The 24,784-nt window shown below is 74.8% G+C and carries 22 protein-coding genes and 1 pseudogene; 12 read left to right on the top strand and 11 right to left on the bottom strand.

Going from position 1 to position 24,784, the window contains the following annotated elements; genetic code table 11:
• Positions 1–56 precede the first annotated feature (56 nt).
• Positions 57–878: a TetR/AcrR family transcriptional regulator gene (locus GC722_RS04660; RefSeq protein WP_231747390.1), complete on the bottom strand. Its 822-nt coding sequence runs from the start codon at positions 876–878 to the stop codon at positions 57–59.
• Positions 879–939: 61 nt separating this feature from the next.
• Between GC722_RS04660 and GC722_RS04655 the strand changes: the two genes are divergently transcribed.
• The 3 genes from GC722_RS04655 to GC722_RS04645 are packed head-to-tail and all read left to right on the top strand — an operon-like array spanning position 940 to position 3,267.
• Positions 940–1,926: an ABC transporter ATP-binding protein gene (locus tag GC722_RS04655; RefSeq protein WP_331714378.1), complete on the top strand. Its 987-nt coding sequence runs from the start codon at positions 940–942 to the stop codon at positions 1,924–1,926.
• Positions 1,923–2,690, top strand: coding sequence for an ABC transporter permease (locus tag GC722_RS04650; protein WP_156608360.1), 768 nt, complete (start codon positions 1,923–1,925; stop codon positions 2,688–2,690). Before GC722_RS04655 ends, GC722_RS04650 begins: the two co-directional genes overlap by 4 nt.
• A 58-nt stretch (positions 2,691–2,748) precedes the next feature.
• On the top strand, positions 2,749–3,267 hold the full coding sequence (locus GC722_RS04645) for an SET domain-containing protein (protein ID WP_156608358.1): 519 nt from the start codon (positions 2,749–2,751) through the stop codon (positions 3,265–3,267).
• A gap of 13 nt (positions 3,268–3,280) precedes the next feature.
• On the opposite strand, the gene GC722_RS04640 is transcribed toward GC722_RS04645, so the two are convergent.
• Positions 3,281–3,715 (bottom strand): nitroreductase family deazaflavin-dependent oxidoreductase, encoded by a 435-nt coding sequence (locus GC722_RS04640; protein WP_156608355.1) that lies wholly within the window; start codon positions 3,713–3,715, stop codon positions 3,281–3,283.
• Positions 3,716–3,734: 19 nt separating this feature from the next.
• A complete protein-coding gene (locus GC722_RS04635; RefSeq protein WP_197429790.1) occupies positions 3,735–4,277 on the bottom strand; it encodes a GNAT family N-acetyltransferase in 543 nt (180 codons plus the stop codon).
• Positions 4,278–4,352: 75 nt separating this feature from the next.
• Here GC722_RS04635 and GC722_RS04630 point away from each other — a divergent pair, with 75 nt between their 5' ends.
• The 3 genes from GC722_RS04630 (at position 4,353) to GC722_RS04620 (ending at position 7,123) form a co-directional block, all read left to right on the top strand.
• Positions 4,353–4,808, top strand: coding sequence for a DoxX family protein (locus GC722_RS04630; RefSeq protein WP_156608353.1), 456 nt, complete (start codon positions 4,353–4,355; stop codon positions 4,806–4,808).
• A gap of 75 nt (positions 4,809–4,883) precedes the next feature.
• A complete protein-coding gene (locus GC722_RS04625; RefSeq protein ID WP_156608351.1) occupies positions 4,884–5,618 on the top strand; it encodes a response regulator transcription factor in 735 nt (244 codons plus the stop codon).
• Positions 5,615–7,123: a HAMP domain-containing sensor histidine kinase gene (locus GC722_RS04620; RefSeq protein WP_156608349.1), complete on the top strand. Its 1,509-nt coding sequence runs from the start codon at positions 5,615–5,617 to the stop codon at positions 7,121–7,123. Before GC722_RS04625 ends, GC722_RS04620 begins: the two co-directional genes overlap by 4 nt.
• 3 nt (positions 7,124–7,126) lie before the next feature.
• On the opposite strand, the gene GC722_RS04615 is transcribed toward GC722_RS04620, so the two are convergent.
• On the bottom strand, positions 7,127–7,495 hold the full coding sequence (locus tag GC722_RS04615; RefSeq protein ID WP_156608347.1) for a glyoxalase superfamily protein: 369 nt from the start codon (positions 7,493–7,495) through the stop codon (positions 7,127–7,129).
• A gap of 69 nt (positions 7,496–7,564) precedes the next feature.
• Positions 7,565–10,264: a hypothetical protein gene (locus tag GC722_RS04610; protein ID WP_156608345.1), complete on the bottom strand. Its 2,700-nt coding sequence runs from the start codon at positions 10,262–10,264 to the stop codon at positions 7,565–7,567.
• Between the two features lie 113 nt (positions 10,265–10,377).
• Between GC722_RS04610 and GC722_RS04605 the strand changes: the two genes are divergently transcribed.
• From GC722_RS04605 to GC722_RS04595, 3 genes are all read left to right on the top strand, one after another.
• Complete coding sequence (locus GC722_RS04605) at positions 10,378–11,541, top strand: ROK family transcriptional regulator (protein WP_156608343.1); 1,164 nt, start codon at positions 10,378–10,380, stop codon at positions 11,539–11,541.
• Positions 11,542–11,614: 73 nt separating this feature from the next.
• Positions 11,615–12,292: a deoxyribose-phosphate aldolase gene (gene deoC / locus GC722_RS04600; protein WP_156608341.1), complete on the top strand. Its 678-nt coding sequence runs from the start codon at positions 11,615–11,617 to the stop codon at positions 12,290–12,292.
• 161 nt (positions 12,293–12,453) lie between these two features.
• Positions 12,454–13,851 carry a glycoside hydrolase family 16 protein gene (locus GC722_RS04595; RefSeq protein ID WP_156608338.1) on the top strand — a complete coding sequence of 466 codons (1,398 nt, stop codon included), beginning with the start codon at positions 12,454–12,456 and terminating at the stop codon, positions 13,849–13,851.
• On the opposite strand, the gene GC722_RS04590 is transcribed toward GC722_RS04595, so the two are convergent.
• Both GC722_RS04590 and GC722_RS04585 read right to left on the bottom strand, forming a co-directional pair.
• Positions 13,848–15,128: an O-antigen ligase family protein gene (locus GC722_RS04590; protein WP_156608336.1), complete on the bottom strand. Its 1,281-nt coding sequence runs from the start codon at positions 15,126–15,128 to the stop codon at positions 13,848–13,850. The two genes, GC722_RS04595 and GC722_RS04590, sit on opposite strands and share 4 nt — an antisense overlap.
• A 4-nt stretch (positions 15,129–15,132) precedes the next feature.
• Entirely contained in the window at positions 15,133–16,761 is a 1,629-nt protein-coding gene (locus GC722_RS04585) for a YveK family protein (protein ID WP_156608334.1), read from the bottom strand.
• Positions 16,762–16,967: 206 nt separating this feature from the next.
• Between GC722_RS04585 and GC722_RS04580 the strand changes: the two genes are divergently transcribed.
• Positions 16,968–17,675, top strand: coding sequence for a WecB/TagA/CpsF family glycosyltransferase (locus GC722_RS04580; RefSeq protein ID WP_197429789.1), 708 nt, complete (start codon positions 16,968–16,970; stop codon positions 17,673–17,675).
• Positions 17,676–17,684: 9 nt separating this feature from the next.
• On the opposite strand, the gene GC722_RS17605 is transcribed toward GC722_RS04580, so the two are convergent.
• Complete coding sequence (locus GC722_RS17605) at positions 17,685–18,428, bottom strand: hypothetical protein (protein WP_197429788.1); 744 nt, start codon at positions 18,426–18,428, stop codon at positions 17,685–17,687.
• Positions 18,429–18,597: 169 nt separating this feature from the next.
• Here GC722_RS17605 and GC722_RS04570 point away from each other — a divergent pair, with 169 nt between their 5' ends.
• Together GC722_RS04570 and GC722_RS04565 are read left to right on the top strand one after the other, a co-directional pair.
• On the top strand, positions 18,598–20,112 hold the full coding sequence (locus GC722_RS04570) for an oligosaccharide flippase family protein (protein ID WP_197429787.1): 1,515 nt from the start codon (positions 18,598–18,600) through the stop codon (positions 20,110–20,112).
• Positions 20,109–20,996, top strand: coding sequence for a glycosyltransferase family 2 protein (locus GC722_RS04565; protein WP_156608328.1), 888 nt, complete (start codon positions 20,109–20,111; stop codon positions 20,994–20,996). Before GC722_RS04570 ends, GC722_RS04565 begins: the two co-directional genes overlap by 4 nt.
• Before the next feature lie 16 nt (positions 20,997–21,012).
• Here GC722_RS04565 and GC722_RS18845 read toward each other — a convergent pair whose 3' ends face one another.
• The 3 genes and pseudogenes from GC722_RS18845 to GC722_RS04550 all read right to left on the bottom strand — a co-directional run.
• Positions 21,013–21,543, bottom strand: coding sequence for a serine acetyltransferase (locus GC722_RS18845; protein ID WP_156608326.1), 531 nt, complete (start codon positions 21,541–21,543; stop codon positions 21,013–21,015).
• Positions 21,540–22,268, bottom strand: coding sequence for a CDP-alcohol phosphatidyltransferase family protein (locus GC722_RS04555; protein WP_197429786.1), 729 nt, complete (start codon positions 22,266–22,268; stop codon positions 21,540–21,542). The genes GC722_RS18845 and GC722_RS04555 overlap by 4 nt, the downstream gene beginning before the upstream one ends.
• Positions 22,265–24,784 (bottom strand): annotated as a pseudogene (locus GC722_RS04550) (hypothetical protein); the annotation flags it as partial. The pseudogene GC722_RS04550 and the gene GC722_RS04555, both read right to left, overlap by 4 nt.

The raw sequence follows: 24,784 nt of genomic DNA, 5'->3' as shown, positions 1-24,784 counted from the left end.
GCTGGGTGTCGAGCGGGCGGGGTGTCAGGCGGGCGGGGTGTCAGGCGGGCGTGGTGTCAGGCGGGCGGGGTGCCCGCGGCGCGGCGCACGGCCAGCTCGACGCCGTCCAGCAGCATCCGCAGCCCGAAGCGCATGTCGGCGTGGTTGTCGACGACCTCGTCGAAGCCCCCGCTCTCCCAGATCGCGGTCATGGTGGGGAACCGCTCGGGGGTGTAGTAGGTCCCCCAGAAGCTGCTGCGCGACTCCCAGTAGCCGTCGTAGCTGACGCCGGTCGCCGTGGCCTGCCGGGTGTCCACGACGGCGGCCCGGGCCGCGCCGAAGACGTGCGCCTCGACCGCCCCGGTGACCCGGACGACGTCGGGGTGGGGCAGCCCGGTCAGCGCGACCGCCCGGTACAGGTCCTCCTGGGCGTCCAGCACGTTCGGACCCAGCGGGAGCCGGGCCAGGTTGGCGCTGACCAGCCAGCCGTGGCGCTGGTACATCGCCCAGGCCTCCTCGGCGACCTGCTCGACCTGCTCGCGCCAGGGGCGGCTCGGGTCGGCGCGGCCGCGGTCGCCCCAGGCGCGGTCGATCATCAGCTCGAAGAGCTCGTCGCGACCGGGCACGTAGGTGTAGAGGCTCATCGCCCCCACCCCCAGCTCGGCGGCGAGCCGGCGCATCGACAGCGCCTCGAAGCCGTCGCGGGCGGCCAGCGCCATGGCCGTCTCGACCACGCGGTCCAGGCTGAGCCGCTGCCGGGGGCCCCGGCCGGCGGGGCCGGGCGGGTTCCACAGCAGCTCGATCATGTGCCGGCCCTCGGGCGTCCCCCACTCCCGCGGGTCCGCCGGCGCCGGCTCCTCAGGGGTCGGGTCCTGGCGGTTCACCGCGTCGTCGGGCATTGCCACATCGTACACCGTATGGTTAGACTCCTCGTACACCGTACGCAGAGGGGAGCGGGACGTGATCCACACCGAGTCGCTGAGCCGGACGTTCGTCACCGGCCGGCAGAGCGTCGAGGCGGTCCGCGGGATCGACCTGGACGTCGGGGAGGGCGAGCTGGTCGCCTTCCTCGGCCCCAACGGGGCAGGCAAGTCGACCACGCTGCGCATGCTGACCAGCCTGCTGCGACCGAGCTCGGGACGGGCGGTGGTCGTCGGCGTCGACGTCGCCGCCGACCCGGCCGGGGTGCGTCGCCGGATCGGCTACATCGGGCAGAAGGACGGCGCCGGGCACAGCTACCGGGTGGGCGACGAGCTCGTGATGCAGGGCCGCTTCTTCGGTCTCGGCCGCACCGAGGCGGCCCGCCGGGCGGCGGCGCTGCTGGGGAGCCTCGACCTGGCCGGGATGGAGGACCGCAAGGTCAGTAGCCTCTCCGGCGGCCAGCGGCGGCGCCTCGACATCGCCCTCGGGCTGATCAACGAGCCGCCGCTGCTGTTCCTCGACGAGCCGTCGACCGGCATGGACCCGCAGAACCGGGCCAACCTGTGGGAGCACATCCTGCGGCTGCGCGAGCAGCGCGGCACCACCATCGTGCTGACCACCCACTACCTGGAGGAGGCCGACACCATGGCCGAGCGGGTGGTGGTGATCGACCACGGCCGCATCATCGCCGACGACACCGCGGAGAACCTGAAGGCCGGCCAGGCCGGCGACCGGGTCCGGCTCACCGTGCCCGCGGCGGACGCGGAACGGGCGACCGCCCGGCTCGCCCCCTCCGGGGAGGTGGCGCGTCGGGACCGGGACGGCGAGGTCGAGCTGGCCGTCCGGGTCGCGCACGGCGAGCAGACGCTCCCCCGCCTGGTGCTGGCCCTGCACGCCGACGGCGTCGAGGTACGCGGGGCGGCCGTCCACCGGCCCACCCTCGACGACGTCTTCCTCAGCCTGACCGGCCGCAGCCTCCGCGAGGGCGCACCGGCCGGCACCGTCGCGGAGAGGAGCGCCGCATGAGCACGCTCGTCGCCGACACCCGCGCCGTCTGGTGGCGCGAGACGCTGACCATCGTCCGCGACCCGTTCTCGCTGGTGTTCTCGCTGCTGCAGCCGCTGGTCTTCCTGGCCCTGTTCGGGCCGCTGCTGTCCGGCTTCGCCGGTGGTCAGGACCTGGGCGGGGTCTCGCCGCTGCAGTGGTTCCTGCCGGGGGTGGTGGTGATGATCACCCTGTTCGGGACGTCGATGACCGGCTCGAACCTGCAGTTCGAGATCATGACCGGGGCGTTCGAGCGGATCCTCGCCACCCCGCTGCACCGCTCGTCGCTGATGGTGGGGCGGGCCCTCAAGGAGCTGACGCCGCTGGTGGTGCAGGGGCTCATCATCTGCGCCGTGGCCATGCCCTTCGGCTTCCGGCTGCACCCGCTGCACGTGGCGGTCGGGCTGCTGCTGCTCGGTCTCTTCGGCGTCGGCGTGGGAGCGCTCTCGTACGCGCTGGCCATCGCCGCCCGCAGGAGCGAGTGGATCTTCTGGGCGGTGCAGCAGACGCTGCTGTTCCCGCTGCTGATCCTCTCGGGGATGATGCTGCCGCTGGAGACCGCGCCGGGGTGGATGCAGCTGGCCTCCCGCTTCAACCCGCTCACCTACCTGGTGGAGGCCGAGCGGGCGCTCTTCGCCGGCACCTTCGCCGACCCCTCGGTGCTCTGGGGGCTCGTCGCCGCGGCCGTCACCGCCGTCGTCGGCCTCACGGTGGGCGTCCGGACGATCACCCGGTCCATCTTCTGACCCGCCCGCGGCCGGAGGAGACGGGCCCGCAGAGCCCGCCCCGTCCTACCCTGGGGCGGTGCTGGTCCCACCGCGGCCGTGGCTGAGCCCGGCGATCGAGGTCCGTGCGTCGCCCATCGAGGGCCGGGGGCTGTTCGCCCGCGAGCCCGTCCCAGCGGGCGCCCGGGTCGCCCGCTTCGGCGGGCGGCTGGTCGGCGACGCCGAGCTGCGCGCCCTGATCGAGCGCAGCCCGACCTACGTCGACACGCTCTCCCTCGACACCGACCTCAACCTGGTCATGCCCGGACGCACCGACAACGGCTACGGCAACCACAGCTGCGACCCGAACCTGTGGGAGGAGCCCGAGCTGTGGCTGGTCGCCCGGCGGCCGATCGCGGCCGACGAGGAGGTGACGCTCGACTACGGCACGATCACCGACGACGCCGCCTTCTCGATGCCGTGCTGCTGCGGCTCACCGCTGTGCCGCGGCGCGGTGACCGGCACCGACTGGGCGCTGCCCGAGCTGCAGCAGCGCTACGGGCGCCACTGGATCCCGGGCCTGCTGCGCAAGCAGCACGCGGACGACGCGCACGGCTAGCGGAGGGACCCGGTCAGCGGCGCTCGAGCACGAACAGCGGGATCTGCCGGTCGGTGCCGGCCTGGTAGTCGGCGTAGGGCGGGTAGGCCGCCACCGCGCGCTCCCACCACTCGGCGCGCTCCTCGCCCTCGATGCGGCGGGCCACCGCCGGCCAGCGCTCGCGGTCGACCATCAGCTCGATCTCGGGGTGCGCCACCAGGTTGTGGTACCACTGCGGGTGCTCCGGCGCGCCGCCCTTGGAGGCCACGGCGAGGAAGGTCCCCTCGTGCTCGACGCGCATCACCGGGACCTTGCGGATCTTGCCCGACTTCGCGCCGCGGGTGGTCATCAGGACCACGGGGCGGTCCATCACCTGCACGGCGTTGGTGTCGCCGGCCTCCTCGATGGCCGCGACCTGGTCGCGGACCCACTGGTCGGGGCTGGGCTCGTACTCGGCTTCAGTGCTCATGGCCCCAGGGTGCCACCCCTCAGCCGCGCGCGGGCACCGACATCGGCACCGGCTGGTACGGGGCCGGCTGCGGGTCGCCCACCAGCCGGGCCATGGTGCGGACGTCGTGGCGGACGCCGTCGTAGAGGAACTTCTCCCGCTCCACGCCCTCGGCCACGAAACCGGCCCGCTCGGCCACGCGCGCGGAGGCGACGTTGTCCACCCGGTGGCCCAGCTCGAGGCGGTGCAGGCTTCCGGCGGCCAGGGCCCAGTCCGCCACCGTGGCCGCCGCCCGCGAGGCCAGACCGCGGCCGCGGACGCCGGCGGCCAGCCAGTAGGAGAACCAGCCGGTGCCGTGCCGCGGATCCAGGTGGCTCACCGCCACCTGCCCGACGGCCCGCCCGTCGAGCACCAGGGCCCAGAACACGGCGAACGGGTCGCGCTGGCGGTCGCGCACCCAGCTGCGGGCCATCACCTCGTCGTCGAGCGGGGGCAGCTGGCGGTCGAGGTCGGGGTGGCTGGCCCGCGCGCGGACCAGGTCCGCGGCGTCTCCCAGCGCCCACGGGCGCAGCAGCAGCTCCACGACGCCGATCCTGTCACGTCCCCGCCGCGGCGGCCCTGCGCCGTTAGGGTGACGCTGGGTGCGGGAGGAGGGCTGATGTCGTCGTTCGTCCGCGTGGTGCGCGACCTCGTGCTGCTCGTGGGCCGGCTGGTGCTGGGCGGGCTGGCGGTGCGGCAGGGCTGGCACCGCTGGCAGGTCGAGGGCGTCGACGCCCAGACCTCGGCGCTGGCCGCGGCGGGCGTGCCGTACCCGGAGGTGGCCGGCTGGGCGGTGACCATGGTGGAGCTGGTCGGCGGCGTGCTGCTGCTGTTCGGCGTGCTGACCCCGGCGGTGGCGCTGCTGCTCGCGGCCGAGGCGGTGCTGGCCCTGGTCTGGGCGGGCGGCGGGGCTCCGTTCCTGCCCGGGGGCGGCCACGAGTACGCCGCGGTGTCCGGTGCGCTGGCTCTGCTGCTGGTCGGCTTCGGCGGCGGACGGGTGTCGGTGGACCGGCTGTTCACCGCGCCGGAGGAGGAGGACGACGACCTCCGCTACGACGAGAGCCGGGCCGTCTGAGCCGGGCGCGGCGCTCACAGCCGACGCACAGGTGCGGCACAGGTCGGCCCGAGCGGGCGGTGACACACTCCCCCCATGCGCACCGGCGAGACCCGACCCCAGCAGCTGACCCGTCCTGACGGCACCCCGATCCGCGTGCTGGCCGTCGACGACGAGCCGAGCCTGACCGAGCTGCTGTCGATGGCGATGCGCTACGAGGGCTGGCAGGTGAGCACGGCGGGCAGCGGGCTGGCCGCGGTGCAGGCGGCCCGGGACGTGCGTCCGGACGCCATCGTGCTCGACATGATGCTGCCCGACTTCGACGGTCTGGAGGTGATGCGCCGGATCCGCAGCGAGCAGCCCGACATCCCGGTCATCTTCCTCACCGCCAAGGACGCCGTCGAGGACCGGATCGGCGGGCTCACCGCCGGCGGGGACGACTACGTCACCAAGCCGTTCAGCCTGGAGGAGCTCATCGCCCGGCTCCGCGGGCTGCTGCGGCGCACGGGCGCCGGCCAGGCCCGCTCCAGCTCGACCCTGGTCGTCGGCGACCTCGTGCTCGACGAGGAGAGCCACGAGGTGACCAGGGCGGGCGAGCCCATCACCCTCACCGCCACCGAGTTCGAGCTGCTGCGCTACCTGATGCGCAACCCGCGACGGGTGCTGAGCAAGGCCCAGATCCTCGACCGGGTGTGGAACTACGACTTCGGCGGGCAGGCCAACGTGGTGGAGCTCTACATCTCCTACCTGCGCAAGAAGGTCGACGCCGGGCGTCCGGCGATGATCCACACCATGCGCGGCGCCGGCTACGTGCTCCGCCCGGCCGGATGAGCGCAGCGGGTGCGGGACCCGGGCGGCGCTGGTTCGGCGGCGCCGGCAGCCTCCAGCGCCGCCTGCTCGGCCGCACCGTCGCCGTGGTGGTCACGGTCGCGGTGCTGCTGAGCACGCTGACCACCCTGGCCGTGCAGCAGCTGCTGGTGGGCCAGATCGACGACCAGCTGAGCGCGACCGTCGGGCGGGTCCCCCGCGGGCAGTCGGCCGAGGGCCGCGGCGGGCCGCCGGCCGGGGTGGACCTGCCCGGCCAGCAGCTGGGCACCGTGGTGCTGGTCTCCGACGGGCAGCAGGCGCTGGCCGGCATTCAGACCGAGGAGGGCGCGCACTACCTGTCCAACGCCGCCGGCCAGGTGCTGCTGGCCGTGCCCGCCGACGCCGACCCGCAGTCGGTGGTGCTGCCGGGTCTGGGCCGCTACCGGGTGGTCGGCTACCCGATCGGCGCCGAGGGCCTGCTGGTGGTGGGGCTGCCGCTGGCCCCGGTGGACACGGTGCTGACCCGGCTGGTGGCGCTGGCAGGGCTGCTGACGGCGCTGGCGCTGCTCGGAGCCGCGCTGGCCGTCCGCGCCGTGGTGGCGCGGGAGCTGCGGCCGCTGAACCGGCTGGCCGACACGGCCCAGCGGGTGTCGGACCTGGAGCTGGGCTCCGGCGACGTGGAGCTCGCGATCCGGGTCCCCGAGGCCGACACCGACCCGCGCAGCGAGGTGGGACGGGTGGGGCTGGCCTTCAACCACATGCTGGGCAACGTGGCCGGGGCGCTGGCCGCGCGGCAGGCCTCGGAGACCAAGCTGCGCCGGTTCGTCGCCGACGCCTCGCACGAGCTGCGCAACCCGCTGGCCGCCATCCGCGGCTACGCCGAGCTGACCCGGCGGGGCGGCGACCGGCTGCCGCCGGACACCACCTTCGCCCTGCGACGGGTGGAGTCGGAGGCGGAGCGGATGACCGCGCTCGTGCAGGACCTGCTGCTGCTGGCGCGGCTGGACTCGGGGCCGGTGGTGGAGCGGGCCCCGGCCGACCTCAGCGAGCTGGTGGTCAACGCGGTCAGCGACGCCCGCGTCGCGGGACCGGACCACCGCTGGACGCTGCAGCTGCCCGAGCAGCCGGTCACCGTGGTGGCCGACGCCGACCAGGTGCAGCAGGTGCTGATCAACCTGCTGGCCAACGCCCGCACCCACACCCCGCCCGGGACGCTGGTCACCACCGCGCTGGGTACCCAGGACGGCTGGGCGGTGGTCACGGTGGCCGACGACGGCCCCGGCATCCCGGCCGAGACGCTGCCCACCGTGTTCGAGCGCTTCACCCGCGCCGACCAGGCCCGGGCGCGCGTCGGCGGGACCGCCGGCCAGCCGGCGTCCGGGACCGGGCTGGGGCTGGCCATCGTCACCGCCGTGGTGCACGCCCACGCCGGCCAGGTGGAGGTCCGCAGCCGGCCCGGGAGCACCGTCTTCACCGTCCGGCTTCCGCTCGCGCCCCCTCCGGCCCCGGCCCCGCCCGCGCCGGCCTAGACGTCAGCCGGGCTGGCAGAACCGCAGCACGTTGCCGAAGGGGTCGCCGACCTCCAGGGTCGGCCCGCCCGGTGCCGCGTCGTCCACCTGCGGTGCGGCCCCGGCGTCCCACCTCGCGGCCAGCTCGCCCTGCAGCGCGGCGACGTCGTCCACCGCCACCCACACCACGGTGCCGGGCGTCCCGTCCCCGGTGTGCTCGGAGAGGTCGAGCTCCAGGCGGTCGCGGCGGACCCGCAGGTAGAGCGGCAGACCGGGCTCGAAGCGGTGGGCGAACACCTCGGAGAGACCGAGCACCCCGAGGTAGAACTCCCGGGCCCGCGCCTCCTCGCCGATCCTCAGCACCGGCACCGCGGCCCGCATCACGCTCGCCATCGCGCACCTCCTGCCGGCATCCTGGCACCGGCCCGGGCCGCTCGCCAGGGTGTCGCGCACCGCCCGCGGCTACCCGGCCGGGGTGATCGCGAACAGCCGGACGTCCTCGGCCGGCACGGACGCGCTCAGCCGGTCCCGCACGGTGCCGGTGCGACCGGTCCACAGCTCGCTAAGGAGGTAGCGGTCGCCGTCGAGGCCCAGCCGCTCGAGGTCGAGGGAGACGGGGCGCGGCGAGGACCCGTAGTTGAAGGCGGCCAGGTAGGTGGTGGAGCCGTGCCGCGACCAGAAGGTGTCGGCGGCGGTGAAGGCGTCCGGACCGGGGTCGACCGGGGCGAAGGAGTCCCCGTGCTCGGCCAGCCGGTTGACGGCGGGGTTCTGCAGCAGCTCGCGGGCCCGCGCCCTGATGGTCGGGTGCCCGGTGGGGGTGAGGTCCTCGCTGACCAGGTACACCCCCGTGATCACCGCCGACGTCACCCGGGCCCGGTTCTGGCCCTCCGGCCAGATGCTCGGGTAGGGGTCGTCGAGCAGGTAGGCGTTGGCCTGGTCGTCGTACTCGTAGTTGCCGAACTGGATGTGGTCGCCGTCGTTGTAGGCGTACACCTGGTCCAGCCACCAGCCGTAGCTGAGGCTGTTCAGCAGGTACTCGGTGCTCTTCTGGTACCGGTCCGGGTCCTCGGGGTGCCAGTTGTTGAGCGCGCCGTGGACGTCGCAGCTGATGCGCCGGGCGTGCGCCCAGGTCGCGGCGAACACCGGCGAGATCGCCAGGTCGACGAAGGTGTCCTCCCCCAGGTAGCCGCGGACCAGGTCCATGCCCTGGGCGAAGGCCTGCTGACCGGTCTGCACCTGCGGGTCGTACCAGCTGTCGGCCTCGACGTAGCCGTGGGTGAGGAAGTCCAGCTTCACGTAGCGGACGCCCAGCTCGCGGAACTTCGTCAGGGCGATCCGGGCCCGGTTCTGCACCCCCGGGTTGGTGGGGTCGAGGGCCCAGGCGCCGTCGATGCTGACCGGCACGCCGTCGACCTTCAGCGCCATCTCGCGGAACGTCTGGTCCGGGCAGCCCTCGCAGAGCGCGGTGGCGGCGACCGGGCTGTCCAGCCCCTCGGCGTAGAAGTTGGCGAACGGCTGGAAGTACAGCGCCGGCTCCTGGCCGCGGGAGCGCACCGTGGCCACGTACTCCTCCAGGTGCTGCCAGGAGGTCCGCGGGTCCTCGAAGGCGTACTCGGGACGCAGCATCTTGTCCCAGTAGGAGTCGATGCCGACGTAGGGGCCGGCCTCGGAGGAGGAGCTGCGGAAGCCGGGCAGCTCCTCGGCCAGGAACCGGGAGGTGGCCTCCATGGTGGCCGGGTCGCCGCCGCGGGCGCCCAGCCCACCCCAGCTGTTGAAGCCGAAGGGGGTGCCGCCGTCCCAGCTGCGGGCGTCGGCGGCCTCGCCGGCCAGCCGACCGAAGGTCTCCATCCCGGTGCGCCAGTCCTCGAAGAGCCCCAGGTACATCCGCGGCGACGCGACCGTGCGCCCCGACACGGTGCCGTGCGGCTTGCCCTCGCGGTTGAACTGGTGGCGGTTCATGCCGTCGCCGTAGTCGTAGGACCAGTCGGTCAGCCCGGCCGCGGCCTGCAGCCGGTCCAGCCCGCCGTCGTCGTTGCCGTCGGCCACCACCCCCGACTTCCAGGTGTCGCGGTCGAGCGAGCCGACCACCAGCCCGCGGCCCGAGCGCGGGTCGAAGACCGTGCTGACCTCGAAGCTGCGCCGGGCGGGGGTGACATCGGACACCGCCGGCGCCTCGTAGCGGACCCAGTGGTCGTTGTCGAAGGGGACCAGCACCATCCGCGGGTCCCCCTGGGCACCCAGGGACACCGAGCCGGGCTGGTCGGTCGCCACCGGCACCATCATCGAGGTGGCGACCGGGCGGCCGGCGTCGGTGACCTCGAGACGGATCGAGAAGCCGCGCTCGCCGTCGGGCTCGAACACCTGGCGCAGCGTCGGCCGCCCGGGTGCGGCGCAGGTGGCGACGAGGCCCTGCAGCCGGCACCGCCCGTCGTACTGCTTGGTGCTGACCAGCTCCTCGCCCAGCCGCACGGCGCTGTAGAGCCCCCGCACCTGGGCGCCGCGGCCGCCGCGCCAGCGGACGTCGGCGGTGCCGCCGGCCTGGGAGTAGCTGATCACCACGTCGCCGGAACGGACCGTGGCCACCCGGCCGCGGTCGGCGGGGGTCGGGTCGACGGGGACGGGGTCGGCCGCGTCGGGGTCGACGATGCGGTGGTCCACGGCGGTGACGCCCTCGACGGTGAGCCGGTCCAGGTCCGGGCCGTAGCCGCCCGGCCGCGACGTGAGCACCAGGGTGTTCTCCCCCGCCGCCAGGTCGAGCGCCACCGTGCTCGTCCCCACCCGGTCCCAGCCGCCGGTCGAGGGCACCCGGACGTCCACCGGCGGCTCGTCCCCGGCGGCGATGCGCAGGGTGCGGCTGTCGTCGCCGCTGAGGTAGTGGACCGTGACCTCGTAGCGGCCCGCCGCCGGGGCGACCACGTCGGGGACCGTGACCGTCGCCCGGTCCGAGAGGTCGCCCACCTTGGCCCCGCCGGAGCAGCCCGCGCAGGAGGACCGGGTGGCTCCACCGGCCAGCACCACGGTGACGGCCTCGGCCTCGAAGGTGGTGCCCGCGGCCGCGGCGGCGGGTCGGGCGCCCGGGACGCCCAGCAGGGCGGCGAGCAGGGTGGTGGCCACGGTCAGCGCGGCCAGCGGCACCCAGCGGGTGCGGGGGGTGGTGGACATCTCGCTCCTGCCTCGTCGCAGCGCCGGTCCCCGGGAACGCTAGGTGATTTCTTTGCGCGTGTCAATGAATTGTTTCCCGGCGCGGGCGCCCGCCGCGGAGGCATACTGCGCCGATGGCCCCTGCTCTCAGCCCGTCGACCGCGCGCGTCCTCGGGACCCTGATCCGCGAGGGCCCGACGTCGCGGATGCAGCTGGCCCGGATGACCGGTCTCACCCCCGGCGGCATCACCCGGGCGATCTCACCGCTGGTGGACAGCGGGCTGGTGCGCGAGACGGCCGCCCGTCCCGCCGGCGGTCGCGGCCGGCCCGCCACCGCGCTGGAGGTGCAGGCCGACCGCGAGCTGCAGGTGGGCGTCAAGGTCACCGCCACCGGGCTGGTGGCCGTGCTCTGCGACCTGCGCTGCCGGGTGCTGGCCGAGCACCACGAGGAGCTGCGCGGGCAGGACCCGCCGACCGTGCTGGAGCAGGTCGCCGAGCTGGTGCGCCGGTGGTGCCGCGAGCACCCCCGGGTGCGCCGCGCCGGGCTCTCGCTGTCCGGCGACGTGGACCCCAGCACGGGCCAGGTGGGCTACTCCCCCTTCCTGGGGTGGCGCGACCTGCCGGTGGGACGGCTCCTCGCCGGGATGGTCGACGTGCCGGTGGTGGTCGAGAACGACGTGCGGGCGCTGCTGACCGGCGAGCACATGGCGGGCACGGGCGCCGGGGCGCACTCGCTGGCCATGGTGACCATCGGCGCGGGCATCGGCTGCGCGCTGCTGCTCGAGGGCCGGGTGGTGCACGGCAGCCACGGCGTGCTGGGCGAGATCGGGCACGTGCTGGCCGACTCGGCCGGTCCCCGCTGCCACTGCGGCAACGTGGGCTGCGTCGAGGCGCTGGCCGGCGAGGCGGCGGTGCTGGAGCAGATGGCCGGGCGCGGGCACCCGGGGCTGACGGTGCCCGAGGTGGTGGCGATGGCCCGGGCCGGTTCCGCCGACGCCCGCGAGGTGCTCGCCGGAGCCGGGCGGGCCATCGGCATCGGGCTGGCCACGCTGGCCAACCTCTTCGGCCCGGCGGTGATCGTGCTCACCGGCGAGGCGGTGGGTGGCCCGGACGGCGACTACGACGTGATGGCGCCGAGCGTCCGCGAGGAGTTCGCGCGCCGCGCCTTCGGCAGCGCCGCCGACTGCGAGCTGGTGCTGCGTCCCCTCACCTTCACCGACTGGGCCCGTGGGGCCGCCGCCTGCGCCGTCGCCGCGCTGCTGACCTCCCGCGCCTGGAACGGCGAGGCGGCCGGCTGAGCCTGCCGGCACCCCTGGCCCGGGGCGACGTCCTCGCTTGCACCCGCCGGGGCACCCGGGAAGAGTGGCGCCCATGACCATGACCCGCGAGCAGCTCGCGCGCTACGTCGACCACACCCTGCTGCGCACCGACGCCACCCCGGCCGACGTCCGGGCGCTCGCCCGCGAGGCCGCCGACCTCGGCGCCTTCTCGATCTGCATCTCGCCGTCCCTGCTGGCCGACGTGGGCCCGCTGCCCGACGGGCTGGCTCTGGCCACCGTCTGCGGCTTCCCCTCCGGCAAGCACACCTCCGCGGTGAAGGCCACCGAGGCGGCGCAGGCGGTCGCCGACGGCGCCGACGAGGTCGACATGGTGATCGACATCGGGCGGCTGCGGGCCGGCGAGCACGAGGCGGTGCGGGCCGACGTCGAGGCGGTGCGCCGGGCCATGCCCGAGACCGCGCTGCTCAAGGTCATCATCGAGTCCGCGGCGCTCACCGACCTCGAGGTCGTCGCCGCCTGCCGGGCCGCCGAGGCCGGCGGCGCCCAGTTCGTCAAGACCTCCACCGGCTTCCACCCCGCCGGCGGGGCCACCGTGGAGGCGGTGGAGCTGATGGCCCGCACCGTGGGAGGCCGGCTGGGGGTCAAGGCCTCCGGCGGCATCCGCAGCTGGGCCGACGCGGTGGCGATGGTCGGGGCGGGCGCCACCCGGCTGGGTCTGTCGGGCACGGCGGCCGTGCTGGCCGGGGCCGGGGCGGGCGCCGGCTGCTGAGCCTGCCGCCGGGCGACCCGACCGCTTCCTGAGAGCTCCTCAGGGAGGGCTCGCCACGGCCCCGGGCAGGCGGTTATGCTCGCAGGAGCATCCGACGACTGGGGGGCAGTCGGCTCAGATGCCCTGGGGCGACCCGGGCACCACACCTAGGAGCTCGATCCATGTTCGCCACCTCCTCGACCCGTGCCCGCGGCACCCGCGACCGCGCCACCGCGATCCGGGCCCGGGCGGCACTCGCCCTGGGCGCCGTGCTCGTGGCCGCCGCGGTGCTCGTGCCGACCGCACCGCCGAGCGTCGCCGACTCCCCGACCCGTGCGTCCGCGGCGTGGGCCACCGAGGTCACCTTCGACGAGGGCCTGCGCTGGTGGGTGGTGAACCCGAGGGCGGAGTTCTCGACGTTCCGCTCCGACTCCGCCGGCGGCCAGCGGGTCGGCAAGCTGGAGGCCCGCGCGAGCGGCGGCGACACCATCGAGGTGCGCACGCTGATCTCGGCGCTGGCCCGCACCTCGGTCGACGGCGAGCAGGTCACCGCCGAGACGCGGGTGCGCACCCACCAGCGCAGCCGCGTCGTCATGGAGGTCAACGAGGGCCGCTACGAGGGCGACGGTCCCCGCGCCACCAGCCGCAAGGCGCTGGACGTGCAGCCCCACACGTGGACGACGATCCGCGCCACCCACGTCGCAGAGGGCGGCGAGCCCCTCACCGTGCGGCTCAAGATCGACGACCCGGGCGTGGGCGACGAGCTGCAGGTGTCCAAGCTGACGGTCTCCGGCCAGCCGGCGCCGACGTCGGGCGACGGCTGCGCCCAGGGCATCCGCTCCGACCGCTCCTGCCGGGTGCTGACCTGGTCCGACGAGTTCGGCGACGGCCGCGTCGACACCGACAAGTGGCGCGTCCGCGACCAGACGTCGCTCAGCTACGACATGGCCCGCATCTACGCCCGCAACGTGACCGAGGGCAACGGCGTGCTGCGGATCCAGGCCCGGCGCGACCTCAGCGGCTCACGGCCCTACTCCACCGGCTACCTCGACACCATCGGCACGTTCTCGCAGAAGTACGGCCGCTGGGAGATGCGGGCCAAGCTGCCGACCGTCCCCGGCAGGTCGCGCGGCGTGTGGCCGGCCTTCTGGCTGCGCAACGACGACGGCCTCGGCGAGTCCGACATCATGGAGGCCTACGGCGGCCCCACCGACCAGCCCGACTTCCGCCACGAGTCCTACACCTGGACGATCCACGAGGACACCACCAAGCAGGTCAGCCCCGCCAAGGTGACCGGCTACGGCACCCCGGAGGGCTCACCCCCGGTCTCCTCGGGCTGGCACGTCTACGCGATGGAGTGGACGCCCGAGGGCATGTGGTTCTACTTCGACGACCAGCTGGTCGGCAAGGCGCTCGCCTCCGACGTGAAGTGGTTCGCCAAGACCTTCGACGAGCCGATGAACATCCGGCTCAACCTGCAGATCGGCAGCGAGTGGGCGGGCTTCCCGCTGGCCAACCGGCCCGAGCTGACCGCGATGCCGGCCAACTACGACATCGACTACATCCGGGTCTACCGCTAGCCGCGCAGCAGGAGGCCGGGCCGGCGCACGTCGGCCACGGCCTCGGTGTGCCGTAGCGCCAGCGCAGCGGCCACCAGGGCCAGCATCAGCCCCGAGGCCACGATGCCGTAGTAGAAGATCTCGACGAGCGTCACCAGGACGACCGTGTGGCAGACGAGGCCCACCGTGCCGGGGGCGCGCAGCGTCTTGGCCAGCAGGACCAGCAGCCACCCGACGAAGAGCACGGCCCCGACCACGCCGTGGGAGAACAGCACCATCCAGAACTGGCCCTGCGTCCCCGCCGAGGGGGCACCGGCGGTCTCCGAGGGCCGTGGCGCCCCGTAGCCCAGCAGCGGCGACTCCGCGGTCCGGCGCAGCGTCTCCAGGTAGAGCGAGGCCCGGTCCTCGGTGGTGCTGCTGACCTCGAGCCGGTTGCTGAGCCGCTCGGTCACCGGCAGCAGGGTGAGCAGGCCGCCGGCCACCAGGGCGACCGCGACCAGCACCACCAGCGCCCGCCAGTGACCCCGCAGCGCGAGCCGCACCACGACGTAGACCAACGCCACCCCCAGGCCGAGGAACATCCCCCGGTTGAGGCTCAGGAAGGCCGGCACCAGCGAGACCGGCACCATGACCACGACCGTCCAGAACCACCAGCCGCGCCGCAGCGTGCCCAGGTAGGCCAGCACCAGGGGCAGCAGCACCGAGTACGCGTTGCCCCAGCCGTTGGTGTAGAGGAACGGCGCGCTGGGGCGCGGGTCGATCACGTTGTAGGCGTCGGGGTTGTACTGGGTGAGCCGGCGCACGGCCATCTCGCTCACCAGCTCGTTGGCCAGCAGCCCGTCGGGCAGCACCCAGGTGAGCGGGGTGCGCAGCTCGAACGTGGGCGCGAGCAGGCCGAGGTAGCCGCCCACCCAGACCACGACCCAGAAGCCGCACAGCACGCCCAGCACCCGCTGCACGGTCAGCGTGGAGCGCGCGTTGTACAGGTAGAGGAAGAAGACCGTGCAGGTCGCGTACAGCAGGTAGCGGTAGGCGAAGCCGATCAGCCGCCCGCCGGAGTCGAGCATCAGGGCCGAGCAGGCCATCCACACCAGGAAGAGCAGCCACACCCCGAACCCGCGCGGCACCTGCACGCGCGTGCCCCGCAGCAGGAGCAGCATCACCCCCGCCAGCAGGATCCAGGCGGAGTCCCCCAGGCCCAGCACCCACCACAGCGGGTAGCCGAGCAGGGCCAGGGCGAAGGGCCACGCCGGCAGCACGCGCTCCACGGCGGTCCCCGCCAGCTCCCGGGCGGACACCGGCTCAGCGGCTGCGCTGGTCGACGGCGTCCCGGTCCCGGACCGCACTCCTGGCGACCTCGCCCGCCCGGTCGTCGGGGGCCGGCGAGGACGGCGCGCTCGCCCCGCCCGTCTCGTCGGCGTCGCCCGTCTCGTCGGCGTCGGCCGTCTCGTCGGCGTCGTCGGTGTCGTCGGTGTCCGGAGCGGTCTCGCGCGCGGCCGGCGGCACCAGCAGCACCGCCGCCACCTCCGAGCCCACCGCGTCGAGGTCCTCCCGCAGCGCCACGAGGTCACGGCGACGGGTGGAGTCCCGCTGCACGACCACGGTCACGATGTCGGAGCGCAGCCCCGCGGCGGCCCGCGAGGACTCCGTGCTGGAGGGCGGCACCACCAGCACGTGGGGCTTCCCGGAGCTGCTCAGCAGCCGGGTGGCCTGGGCGGTCAGCACCGGGTCCGGCTCGTCGGCGCCCTCGGAGGCCAGCGGCAGCCGCACCTCGACGCCGGGCAGCAGCGGTGAGGTCAGCGGGCCGTCGGGCGCACCGCCTAGCTCGAGCGCCTCGACCACCGCGGACCGGCGGGCGGCGTCCAGACCGAGCACGACGACGGAGGCCCCGCGCAGCCGCTGCGTCAGCACGTGGGCCAGCGTGAGAGCCACGCCGCTGGGGTAGGCAGCACCGGACTGGTCGACCACGGTCACCCGCCGCAGCGGCTCCGTGAGCGTCTCGGCGGCCACCATGGCCCGGTCGCGGACCAGCCGCAGGTCCTCCACCGGCGCGCTCTCCCCCGCAGCGCGCCGCCGCCGGCCGACCACCAGGCCCGGCCCGAGCGCGGTGGTGACGTCGTCGGCGTTGTGCACCCGGCGCCGCAGCGCCTGGCTCACGAAGGCCACCAGCAGGCCCAGCACCGCGCCCGCCGCGGCACCGGAGGCCAGCACCAGCATGGACGACGGCGCGACCTCCACGTCACCGGCCAGGGCCGGGTCGATCACGGACCCGCCGGTGGTGTCGAGGTTCAGCAGGTCGTTGCGGCGGCTGCGCAGCCCGTCGATCTCGGTGCGGATGGCCGAGCGCTGCTCCTCGGTGGTGGCGCGGGCGAGCTCGGCCTCCAGCTCCGACAGCGAGCTCTCGATCGAGCCCAGGATGGCCTCCTGCCGCTGCACGGCCTGGTCCTGGCGGTAGCGCAGGTACTCCTCGGCCAGCACGTCGGCCTGGCGCCGCGCCCGTTCGGCCGAGGGCCCGGAGGAGGAGATGCGCAGGATCGTGGCGTCGGCGATGGGACGTGCCGTCACCGTGGCGCGCAGCTCGTCGGCGGTGGTGCCGTCGGCCAGCCGGGCCGCGGCGGCCTGGGCGACCCGGTAGGAGGTGGCGATCGAGGCCTCGGTCGGCGGGTCCAGCAGCCCGGAGGCCGACTGCGCGGAGTCGAAGGGGTCGACGGTGATGACGTTGACGTTCACCGACGCGGTCGCCGTGTACACCGGCGGCTTCACCCACAGGAAGCCGGCCGCGAGCGCCAGCCCGAGCACGAGCCCCGCGACGACCCAGCCGATCCCCCGGACCGCGGTGCGCAGGTAGACGCCGATCTCGACCGCGCTGCGGACCTCGAACCCGGACCGCGGGCTCCTCGCACCGCCGGCCATGCCGTGCTTGGCCTCCATCGTGCCTCTCCGTCCCACCCGAACCGACGACCGCGAGTCTGTCACAGCGCTCCGAAGGGGTCGCCGACTCGCCCGCGGTCCGGCCTTGGGGCACCATGGGGGCCCAGCGCCGGTACCACCACGGGTGGGTGCCGTACGACCACGGGAGGACAGTGGGAGCACCAGAACGCATCGACGTCTGCGGGGTCCCCGTGGACTCGGTCTCGATGTCCGACACCGTCAGCACCGTGCTGGGCTGGACCGCTTCCGAGCAGCCGCGGGTGGCGGTCGGGATCAACGCCAACTCCGCCTTCCTGGCCCGCGGCGACGCCCGGCTGGCCGCGCAGCTGCGGGCCGCCGACCTGGCCTACCCCGACGGGCAGTCGGTGGTGTGGGCCGACCGGCTGCTCGGCGGCGGCTGCACCGAGCGGGTGGCCACCACCGACCTCGTCCACCCGCTGACCGCCGCCCTGACGGCCCGCGGCCCGGCCCGCTACTTCCTGCTGGGCGGCACCCCCGAGGTCGTCCGCGCGGCGGCCCGGCGGCTGGAGACGGAGTACCCGGGGCTGTCCACCCGGGTGCGTGACGGCTACGAGGGGGCCGCCGACCCGCGTGCGGTCGTCGAGGACGTCAACGACTTCGCCCCCGACGTGCTGTGGGTCGGGATGGGCGACCCGAGGCAGCAGCAGTGGGTGCAGCAGCACCGCGACGAGCTGCGGGTGGGTGCCGTGCTGACCTGCGGGGGGCTGTTCGACTGGCTCGGCGGCGTGCACCGGCGCCCGCCGGACTGGATGGTGCGGGCCGGCCTGGAGTGGCTGTGGCGGCTGGCGCTGGAGCCCCGACGGCTGCTGCGCCGCTACCTCCTGGGCAACCCCTGGTTCGTGGCCCGGCTGGCCCGCGACAAGGCGGCCCAGCTGCTGGGCCGCCGGCCCTAGCCGTCCGGCCTAGCAGTCGGCCTCGTCGGGGAAGCTCCGCGAGGCGACCTTCCAGGGGGCGTCCTCGTCGGCGCGCTCGACGACGTAGAGGTTGAGGGAGCGGCGGTCCCGCTGGTCGGCCAGCACGTCGTTGCCGGCCTCGTCGATCACCTGCACCCGCGACGAGTCCAGGCAGGCCGCCAGCTCCACGGTGGTGCCGTCCTCGCTGAGCTCGCCCACGTCGAGGCTGACCAGGGTGGGCACGCCCCGCTGGTACCAGCCGTTGGTGCGGAACTCCTCCACGCTGGCCTCGAGCTCCTGCAGCATCTCACCGGTGGCGACCTGCTCCAGCTCCTCGAGGTTCGGCGCGGTCTCCCCCTCCGGGACCACCGTGGCCACCGACTGGGCCGTCTCGGCGACCAGGCGCTCCACGGCCGGGACCGTCGCCTCGGTCTCCTCCACCACGCCGGTGACCTCCTGCGCGACCACCCGGTCCTCCTCGCCGGGGTCCGCAGAGGCGCCCGGGGTGGGTGCGGCGGTCGGGTCGGCGGAGCCGGTGGGGGTCGGGTCGCCGGCTGACGGGGACGACGCCGGCGCGCCGGGAGTGGGCGCGGGGGTGGTGGCGCCGGGGCTGCCCGAGGGTCCGGGCCCGGAGACCAGCGCGTCCCCGCCGCGGGGCACCAGCAGCCAGACCAGCAGCAGCACCACCAGCACGGCTGCGACCACGAGCAGCAGCAGCCTGCCGAGCCCTCTCCTGCGGCCCTGGGCCTCCATCGGCGTCTCCTGACCTGCGACGAGAAGCACTGCGACGACGCGTCGCGGCCACTATCCTCTCAGGTCCGGGCAACGCCCACCCCCGAACCGCCCACCTACCCACCTGCCCGACCGTCCACCTGCCCGACCGTCCACCTGCCCAAGCGTGCAGCCGAGCCCAGGGAGTCCCGTGACCGATCGCACGGCGACGTCCAGCAGCTCGGCCTCGGTCGCCCGGTCGGGTGCGGTCAGCCTCCTCGGCTCGGGCTTCAGCGCCCTGATGGGCTTCGTGCTCACCTTCGTGCTGGCCCGCAGCCTGGGGGACGCCGGCGCCGGGGTCGTGCTGCAGGTGATGGCCGTGTTCATGATCGTCATCAGCGTGGCCCGGCTGGGGATGGACACCGCGTCGGTGTGGTACCTGCCCCGGCTGGTGGACGAGGACCAGGACCAGATCCGCAGCGCCCTCGCGGTGGCGCTCGGCACGGCGCTGCTCGCCGCGCTCGCGGCGGGGACGGCCGTCTGGCTGCTCGCCCCGCTGCTGGCACCCGAGCCGGAGGTCCGCGAGGCGCTGCGGGCCTGCGCCTGGCTGGTGCCGGCGGCCAGCACGTTCCTGATCGCCCTCGCCTGCACCCGGGCGCTGGGCGGCATCGGGCCCTACATCGCCATCGGCAGCATCGCGGTGCCGCTGGCCCGCCCCGTGCTGGTGCTGGTGGCGGTGGCCGTCGGCGGGACGGCGACGACCGCGTCCCTGGCCTGGGCCAGCCCCTTCCTGCTGGGGCTGCTGGCCGCCCTGGCCGTGCTGGTCGGCCAGGTCCGTCGCCACGAGCGCCGGGGTGGACGGCCGGGACGGCTGCGGCCGCGGCGGGCCGTGCTCCGGCCGATGCTGGGCTTCGCCGGCCCCCGGGTGGTGGCCACCAGCCTGGAGCAGGCCCTGGTCTGGGTCGACGTGCTGCTGGTCGGCGCCATCGCCGGCTCGGCGGCCGCCGGGGTGTACGGCTCGGCCAGCCGCTTCCTGTCGGCGGCCCTGCTGATCGACACCGCGATGCGGACGGTGGTCACCCCCCTCTTCAGCCGGCTGATGTGGCGCGAGGACCTGGCCGGGGTGCGCTCGCTGTTCACCCGCTCCACCACCTGGCTGGTGCTGTTCAGCACGCCGGTCAACGTGATGCTGTTCGTCTACGCGCCGCTGGTGCTGGGGTGGCTGGGCCCGGAGTTCGTCGAGGGCGCCACGGTGATGCGGGTGCTGGCGGTGGGCATGGCGGTGATCCTCTGCGCCGGCAGCGTGCACTCGCTGCTGCTGATGAGCGGCCGCAGCGGGCTGGCGGCGGCCAACAAGGCGGCCGCGCTGACGCTCAACGTGGTCGGCAACCTGCTCCTGGTCCCGGTCGCCGGGATCGAGGGGGCGGCGGCGGTGTGGGCTGCCTGCATGCTGCTGGACGCCGTGCTGGCCACCGTGCAGGTACGCCGCGCCACCGGGGTCCGGCTCGCCCCGCTGCCGCTGCTGCGGGCCGGCGTGATCGGCCTGGTGTCGTTCGGCGTCCCCACGGCGGCGGCCACCTGGCTGCTGGGGCAGAGCGTCGCCGCGCTGCTGGCCGGTGGTCTGGTGGCCACCGTCGCGTTCGCCGGCTGGGTGGTCGCCGACCGCCGGGCCCTGCACCTGGACGAGCTGCGGGCGCTGCGCCCGGGGAAGAGGGACGAGGGATGAGCACCGCGGTGACGGTCCTGGTGCCGGCGCGCGACGCCGCGGCCACGGTCGGCCTGGCCCTGCGCTCGACGCTGCGCGGCCTGCCCGCCGGCTCGCGCGTGCTGGTCCACGACGACGCCTCCACCGACGGCACCGTCGCGGTGGTCCGCGCGCTCGGCGACGACCGGGTGGCGGTCGTGCAGAGCGCGGAGCCGCGGGGGGTCGCCGGCGGGCTGAACGTGCTGCTGGAGCGGGTGGAGACGCCGCTGGTGGCCCGCATGGACGCCGACGACGTCTCGATGCCCTGGCGGTTCGCCGTCGCGCTGCGGGCGCTGCGCGCGGGCGCCGACGCCACCTTCACCACGGTGGGACGCTTCGGCGCCGGGGTCCGCTCGCTCGGGCTCAACGCGCCGGCGCGGATCAGCGAGCAGGCGATGCCGCTGCACCTGCTGCTGGGCAACCCGGTGGCCCACGCCACCCTGGTCGCCCGCACCGACGCGCTGCGGGCGGTCTCGGGCTACCGCGCCGTCCCGGCCGAGGACTACGACCTGTGGCTGCGGCTGAGCGCCGCCGGGTACCGGCTGCGCCGCGAGGGGGTGGCCGGGCTGCTCAGCCGCAGCCACCCGGGTCAGGTCACCGCCGACCAGGGCTGGCGGGCGCGGGCACGGACGGCCCCTGGGTTCCAGGACGCCTACGCCGACCTGGCCCGCCGGGTGCTGGGCGCCGAACCGGTGTGGTTCGGGGTGCTCCGACGCCTGGAGCCGGCCGGCACGGCGGAGGCGCGCACGCTGCTGGACGGCTTCGCCGAGCGGCTGCTGCGCGCCGGTGCGGGGCTACCGCTCGACCAGCGCTGGCTGCTGCGTCGCCGGGTCGCGGCGGTGACCGCCGCACTGCTGCGCGGCTGAGGCGACCCGCCGCGGCTCAGTCGGCGCGCGCGGCCGGGATCCGGACCCGGGCGGGGTTGCCGACGGCCACGGCACCGGCCGGCACGTCACGGGTGACCACGGCCCCGGCGCCGACCTGGGCGCCGGCACCGATCTCGACCTCGCCGATCACGATGGCCGAGGCGCCGAGCCTGACCCCGTCGCCGATCCGCGGGCACGGCAGACCGCCGCGCTTGTTGCCGATGGTGACGTTCTGCCGCAGCACCACGTCGTCGCCGAGGACGGCGCCGTCGTTGACCACGATGCCGACCCCGTGCAGCACCCGCAGCCGCCGCCCGATCCGCGTCCGCCAGGGGATCTCCACGCCGAGGAACCACTCCACCAGCAGCCGGTAGAGCACGCCCACCGGGACGGCCCACGGCCGCGGCGGACGGTCCACGGGCGTCCGGGCGGCGTGGGCCAGCCGGTAGGCGACCACGATCAGCTGGCCCTTCAGCTGCCCGGCGTTGGCCCGCAGGTCCTCGCGCAGCAGCGTGGTGAGCCGGACGGGGGCGGTGTCGGTGCTCATCGGGGCAAGCGTGCCATCTCGCGCTGCTTGCGGACCAGGGACGCCGAGGCCAGGCCGGCGTTGAGCACGAACAGCACCCCGTAGGCGGTGGCGAAGGCCGTCGGCCAGGGCAGCAGCAGGAAGACCAGGTTCTGCACCCCGGTGTCGGAGGGCAGCTGCATCAGCGAGCGGAGCCGCTGGCCCCCGTCGGGCGCGGTGGCCGGCTGCGGGCCGCGGAGCTGCTCGGCCAGGATCAGCGCCAGGAACCGGGTGGACACCACCACGGTGAAGGCCAGCGGCACCCACAGGTAGGCGGTGGGGAGCTCGCTGAAGCGGAACAGCGCCACCAGCACGGCCAGGTGCAGGGCCGGGTTGCGGCCCGCGTCCACCACGTGGTCCAGCCACTCCCCCGCCGGCGAGCCGGAGCGGGTCAGCCGGGCCAGCTGGCCGTCGGCGGAGTCGAAGGCGTAGCCGAGCGCCAGCAGCGCGGTGGCCGCCACCGCCGACCCGACCGAGGTCGGCACCAGGGCGACCACCAGCAGACCGGACAGCGTCAGCAGCCCGCTGACCAGCGTCACCTGGTTCGGGGTGGCGCCCACCCGGGCGGCGGCGGCGGCGATCAGCCGTCCCGCCCCCCGGTTGACGTAGCGGGTGTAGAGGGGGACGCCCGCCCCGCGCTTCTGGGAGTGCCGCAGCTCGCTCAGGGCGGCGCCGAAGCTCGGGCGGACGGGGTGGAGGACGCTCACTGCTCTCCTTCGTAGGTCGCCTCGGCCGTCAGGTCGAAGCTCAGGTCCTTGGTGGCCCGGTAGTTGACGTGCACCTCGGCGGCGATGGTCAGCGGGCCGTCGGGCAGGTCCGCCGCCGGGATCTCGATCGTGAGCGGTGCCGCCTGCGCCGCGCTGGTGCGCACGGCGCTGTCGGCGTACCGCCCGTAGGACAGGGAGCCGGTGCCGAGGTTCTTGCGCCCGACCTCCACCCCGTCGACGTACACGGCGACGCCGTCGTCGGCCCAGGTGGTCAGGGTCAGCGACTGCAGCCCGTCGCGGTCGGCCAGCTCCACGGTCTTGCGGAAGTAGCTGGTGACGGCACGGGCGGAGCTGCCCGCCGGGTTGTCGATGTCGGTCCCCAGGTCGGCGGAGCCGAAGCCCAGCACCGCCTTCCCGCGGGACCACCCGGAGTCGTCGAAGGAGCTCGCCGACCAGCCGGCGGCCGGCGCGCTGGCCTCGGTGCGGTAGGCCCACTGCTGGCCGGCGGCCAGCACGGGCTGCTGCACCGGCTCCGGCTCCGCCTCCGGCGCGGGATCCACCGGCGCGGGGTCCACCGGCTCAGGGTCCACCGGCTCAGGGGCGGGGTCGACCGGGTCGGGCTCGGGTTCCGGCTCCTGCACCGGGTCGGCCTCCGCCGGCGGCGCCGGCTTGGGGTCGGAGTCGGTGTAGTAGGTGGCCGTGGCCCGCAGGTCGAAGCTGGAGTCCCGCGTCCCCTTGTAGTTGAGGTGCACCTCGGCGGCGATGGTCAGCGGGCCCGAGTCCGGCACGTCGGCGTCGGCCAGCTGGATCTGCAGCGGCTCCGCCTGGGCCGTCGCCGTCCGTGGCGCGGCGTCGGCGTAGCGGGAGTAGCTGATGGTGCTGGAGCCCAGGTTCTTGCGGCCGACCTCCTTGCCGTTGACGTAGACGGCCACGCCGTCGTCGGCCCAGGTGGTCAGGGTGAGGTTCTTGACCTGGTCGACGTCGGGGATGGTGAGGGTGCGCCGGAAGTAGCTCGTCACCGCCCGCGCCGACGACCCCGCCGGGTTGTCGGTGCTGGTCACCACGGCCTCGGAGCCGAAGCCGAACATGCCCGGGCCCCGGCGCCAGGAGCTGTCGTCGAAGCCGGCGGCGGTCCAGTCCGCCGGGGCCGCGCTGGCGTCGTTGCGGTAGGCCCACTGGGAGCCGTAGGGCAGCACCAGCGGGTTGCGGTTGGGGTCGGCCGGCACGGCGACCCGGCTGCTCGCCGAGCGGTTGCCGGCGGCGTCGACGGCCCGGACGAAGAACCGGTTGCCCCCGCCGAGCGGGACGTCGACGGCGGTGGCCCCGGTGACGGCGACCACGCGGTCGTCCCGCAGCACCTCGTAGGAGGTCGCCCCGGAGCTGCCGCTCCAGGCCACCCGGACCGTGTCACCGGCAGGAGCGGAGACGACCACGCCGCCCGGCGTCGCCGGGGCGGTGCTGTCGACCTGCGGGAAGCGGACGAAGCCGCCGGCCCAGCTGGAGCTGGAGACCCCGGTCCGCACGCTCCGGTAGTCGCCACCGGTCCACAGCGTGCCCTTGGAGTCGACCATGGACGACCACGACCCCGCGCCCTTGTCGGAGTTGATGATCGGGCTGAACTCGGGCAGGAACTCCCCGGTGGCGGCGTCCCAGGCACCGATCCAGCCGATCTTGTCCGCCTGGGTCCAGCCGGCCAGACCGGGCCAGGTGGTGGCGTCGGAGTACTGGTAGTTGTTGCAGTGGCAGCCGCCGTAGGCCACGCCGTCGGCGATGCTGATGGTCTGCAGGTCGCCGCCCGCGTTGCTGATGCCGGTGCTGGTGCGGGCGAAGGTGGTGGTGTCGAAGCTGAACATGGAGTGCTCGGAACCGCCGACCCAGACCCGGTTCGTGGTGGCCTTGATCGCCTGCTGGTAGTTGGAGCGCTCGCTGGAGCTCCAGACCGGCGACCACTGCGGGGTGGCGAGCGGTGAGTTGGGCTGGCGCAGCACGGCGGCCGCCTTCATCGCCGTCTGACCACGCGAGGTGGTGAAGTACCCGGCGGCGTAGAGCCGGTCCGGGGTGGGGTCGACCGAGACCACGGTGCCGTTGAACTCGGGGTTCCAGCTGGTCACGGGGGCGCCGGTGGCGGCGTCCACCTGGGCGGCCCCGCGCTGGTAGGAGGCGGCCCCGCCCCGGCTGGAGACGTGGGTGAGGGCCCCGCCGATGAACAGCGAGGAGTCCTTCCGCGCCAGCGTGCGGACCAGCACCGAGCCGTTGGTGATCCGGTTCTCGATGGTCAGGTTGAAGGAGGTGTCGGTGGCGCCGGTGGTCCGGTCGAGGGCCACCACGGCGGTGACCGGCTGGCCGTTGGCCGAGCTGAACTGCCCACCGGCGACCACGTTGCCGTTGGGCAGCGTGGCCAGCGCCTTGACCTGGCCGTTGAGCCGGGGCGTGAAGGTGCGCAGCGGCTCGCCGGTGTCGCGGTCGAAGGCCGCCAGGTACGGCTGGTCGATCTGCTCACCCGCGGAGCCCCGCTG

The organism is Auraticoccus cholistanensis (assembly GCF_009742705.1).
Lineage (GTDB): Bacteria > Actinomycetota > Actinomycetes > Propionibacteriales > Propionibacteriaceae > Auraticoccus > Auraticoccus cholistanensis.
Note: the sequence above shows the minus strand (reverse complement) of the source record. Positions and strands in the feature narration are given on the sequence as shown.